The sequence below is a fragment of the bacterium genome (assembly GCA_021372775.1).
In the GTDB taxonomy this organism is placed as follows: Bacteria; Acidobacteriota; Polarisedimenticolia; order J045; family J045; genus JAJFTU01.
Genome location: JAJFTU010000123.1, coordinates 1 through 3,239, shown reverse-complemented (window position 1 = coordinate 3,239; position 3,239 = coordinate 1). Strand labels below are relative to the sequence as shown.

At 69.7% G+C, this 3,239-nt stretch carries 3 protein-coding genes; all 3 read right to left on the bottom strand.

Annotation, left to right across the window (positions count from 1 at the left end):
• Window positions 1-5 precede the first annotated feature (5 nt).
• Entirely contained in the window at window positions 6-2,141 is a 2,136-nt protein-coding gene (locus tag LLG88_04235; GenBank protein ID MCE5246114.1) for an LUD domain-containing protein, read from the bottom strand.
• Window positions 2,141-2,689: a lactate utilization protein gene (locus LLG88_04230; protein ID MCE5246113.1), complete on the bottom strand. Its 549-nt coding sequence runs from the start codon at window positions 2,687-2,689 to the stop codon at window positions 2,141-2,143. The genes LLG88_04235 and LLG88_04230 overlap by 1 nt, the downstream gene beginning before the upstream one ends.
• Window positions 2,690-2,935: 246 nt before the next feature.
• Window positions 2,936-3,239: hypothetical protein (locus LLG88_04225; protein ID MCE5246112.1), on the bottom strand; the 304-nt coding region annotated here is incomplete at its 5' end.

The following is a 3,239-nucleotide window of genomic DNA, read 5'->3' as shown; positions in this document are numbered from 1 at the left end:
GGCGACTACTCGATCTTGTCGGCGAGCAGCTCGACGATGTGGCGCACGTCCACGCCGCCGCCGCGCTGGTCGAGCCCGCCGCGGATCTGCATCACGCAGCCCGGGCAGTCCATCGCCACCAGCGGCGCGCCGGTCGCCTTGATGTTGTCGAGCTTGCGGTCGAGGATCGGCCGGCTGATCTCGGGGAACTTCAGCGAGTACGAGCCGCCCATGCCGCAGCAGGTGTCCGACTCGAACATCTCCTTCAGTTCGTAGCCGGCCTTGCCCAGCAGCTCGCGCGGCTCCGCGAAGACGTTGAGCGTGCGCCGCAGGTGGCAGGAGTCGTGGTAGGTCACCGCGCCGAGGTCGGCCCCCGGCTTGAGCTTCAGCCGCCCCTCGTCCACCAGCTTCTTCACCAGCGAGGAGAAGTCGTAGACCTTGGCCGCGAGGTCGTCGGCCTTGGCCAGCCACTCCGTCATCCCCTCTCCCTTGAGGTTCTCGCCGAAGTCCTTCTTGAGCGCCGCGGCGCAGGTCGGGCAGGCGGAGACGACGTACTGCGCGTCCTCGGCCAAAAGCGCCTCGATGTTGTCGATCGCGTTCCGCGCGGCGACGTCGAAGGCGCCGCTGTAGCGCGCCGGCGCGCCGCAGCAGGTCTGCCCCTCGGGGAACACGACCTTGATCCCGGCCTTGTTGAGCACCTTGACCAGCGCCCGCCCCATCTCCGGGTAGGCGAAGTCGATCAGGCAGCCGGCGTAGAAGACGGCCGTCTCGCGGCACTCCGGCTGAGGGATCTTCTTGAACTCGTCCCGGAACGGGACCTCGGCCACCGCCGGGAGGCTGCGGTGCTCGGTCATTCCGGAGAGGAAGAGCGGCAGATGCCGGACGAACCCCTCCTTGGCGAACGGCTTCTGCGCGAGGTAGGCCGCGCGCAGCACGCTGTGGAAGAGGCGGCGGTTGTTGACGACCTTGAAGATCGCCTTCTGGGCGAGCGACTGCCGCCCCTCCTCGCGCACGAGACGGCGGCGGATCTCGACGATCAGGCCGGGGATGTCGATCTTCCCCGGGCAGACCTTGACGCACGAGCCGCACTGGATGCAGAGCCCCTGGATGTCCTCCGACTTCTTCATCTCGTCGAACCACGCGGTGAGGATCGCGCCGATCCCGCCGGTGTAGACGTCGCCGAAGACGTGGCCGCCGACGAGCCGGAAGACGGGGCAGACGTTGAGGCAGGAGGCGCAGCGGATGCACTGCAGCGCTTCCTTGAAGACCGGGTCGCGCGCCATCTCCGTCCGCCGGTGGTCCATCAGGATGATGTGCAGGTCCTTCGGCGATCCGTCGGTGTTCTGCGCCGGGCCGGTGATCATCGAGACGTAGCTGGTCAGCAGTTGGTTCGTCGCGCTGCGCGGCAGCGCGGTGAGGATCGGCACGATGTCGGCGAACTTCGGCACGAGCTTCTCGAAGCCGACGACGGCGACGTGCGTCTTCGGCAGCGTCGTCACCAGGCGGCCGTTCCCCTCGTTGGTGACGATCACCAGCGTGCCGGTCTCGGCGACGGCGATGTTCGCCCCGGAGATGCCGAGATCGGCGGCGAGGAACCGCTCGCGCAGCTCGCGCCGGGCGACGGCGACCAGCCGCGGGATGTCGCTCTCCAGCCGCTCCTTGACCTCCTTGCTGAAGATCTCGGCCACCTCCTGCCGCGTGAGGTGGATCGCCGGCATCACCATGTGCGAGGGGCGCTGCCCGGCAAGCTGGATGATCCACTCGCCGAGGTCTGTCTCGCGCGTCTCGATCCCCTGCGCCTCGAGCGCCTTGTTGAGGTGCAGCTCCTCGGTGGCCATCGACTTCGACTTCACGACCAGCTTGGCGCCGCGCTTCTCGGCGAGGTCGAGGACGTACTTCTTGACCGCCTCGGGGTCGTTGGTGATGAAGACCTTCGCGCCGCGGGCCTCGGCCGCCTTCTTGAACTCCACGGCCAGCTCGTCGAGACGCTCGGCCGCCGCGCCCTTGATCGCGGCGATCCGCCCGCGGACTTCCTCGAAGTCGATCCCCTCGTACGCCTTGGCGCGCGCCACGACGTACGCCTCGGAGAAGCGCCCGAGCGCGCCGGCGAGGTTCGGGTTGGCCAGCGCTTCCTTGATGTTCTGCTTGAAGGTGTCGGCCATCAGTTCACCCCGCTCGCGTCGTCCACGCAGACGACGATCAGCCGGCGCGGCCCGTGGACGCCGATCGTCAGCACCCGCTCGATGTCCGCGGTGCGCGACGGCCCGGTGATCAGCGAGAGGTAGGCGCCTTTCGGCGCGCCCATCTCGTCCACGAGCGCCTGGAGGTTCGGCTTGATCCGCGCGGTGCGCACGACGGCGACGTGGATCTCGGTGAGCGTGGAGACGAGCCGGTGCTCCACGGCCGTCGCGTCCACCATCAACGTGCCGGTGTCGGCGATCGCCGCGTCCACCTCGGACACGCCGATCCTCGACTCGGCGGCGAGTTCGCGCGTCACCCGGCAGTGGACGCCGGGCACGGCGGCCTCGATCCGCTCGGCCGGCGCGCCGAGGATCGGCCCGGGAACCCAGACCGCCTTGGCGCCGGGCGCCTCCGCGACCCCTTCCTTGCGCAGCGTGTCGAAGATGAAGTCGAGCGCCGCGGCGGCGTTCGGGACGCGGTGGATCTCCGCGCTCGCCACTTCGGCCTTGGTCTTGAACAGGTCGAACATCGCTCCGCCTCCTCGCCGCGTCCTCGTGAGGTGGCCGCCGCGGCCCGGCCTTGGTCGGAAGGTCGTTGCGACAACAGCAAAGACTTACTCGGTTATTATATTGTGCAAGCCGCGGTCGGCGTCCCCCTTTTCGCGGCGAATCGGGCGCTGAACGCAAACGCGGGAGGCGCCGTGAGGCTCCTCCCGCGTTCCTCCCCCCGCGTCGCGGACCCGAAATCGCGTCCGCGACGCTTTCAGCCGCCGGCGCTACCGCTGCTCGTCGTTCTGGCGTTCTTTCCGCTGCGGGGCCGGGCGGTCCTTGGCGGCCGCCTTCCGCTCCGCGTCCTGGCGCTTCTGGAGATCGGCCCGTTGGGCGGCGTGCTTCTTTTCGAGGGCCGCCGCCTCGGCGCCGTTCGCCCGGCGGCGCTCATCGGCCTGCCGCCGCTCGAGGTCGCGGACTTCGCGGGCCTGCCGGTCCCGCATCTGCCGCTGCGCGGCCGCGGCGTCGGCCACCTGCTGCGCCGCCCCGCTCCGCGCTCCGGCCTGCCGCTCGGCGGCCTGGCGCTGATCG